Here is a 240-nt window from a genome sequence, read left to right on the forward strand (position 1 = left end):
CAGCAGGCCAGACAGCAGTTCTTCGGGTACGTCGTGTTTCTTGGTGTTCATAGTGTTTACGGACAGGCCGGCTTGCGCCGGCTGTTGATTGGCCGTTTACACAAAATTTTGCACACCCTCCTTCTTGCCACGCCTTGCGCCTTCCAGGCCCAGCTTGCGCATCAGTCGTTGTACGGTGCAGCGGGCAATGGGTAAGCCCTCTCGGTGCATCTGCTTCCAGACTTTGACCGTCCCATAAAC

1 protein-coding gene is annotated in these 240 nt (G+C 56.2%); it reads right to left on the reverse strand.

Annotated features, from left to right (window positions below; translation table 11 throughout):
* Positions 1-96: 96 nt before the first annotated feature.
* On the reverse strand, positions 97-210 hold the full coding sequence (locus tag SJH88_RS19650; RefSeq protein WP_420921769.1) for an IS3 family transposase: 114 nt from the start codon (positions 208-210) through the stop codon (positions 97-99).
* Between the last annotated feature and the right edge of the window lie 30 nt (positions 211-240).

Source organism: Comamonas sp. GCA5 (genome assembly GCF_036541385.1).
Taxonomy (GTDB): domain Bacteria; phylum Pseudomonadota; class Gammaproteobacteria; order Burkholderiales; family Burkholderiaceae_C; genus Comamonas; species Comamonas aquatica.

What these genes read in the sequence shown, in the direction of transcription:
- SJH88_RS19650 (WP_420921769.1), bottom strand. Translation starts at nt 210, where the DNA reads ATGCACCGAGAGGGCTTACCCATTGCCCGCTGCACCGTACAACGACTG.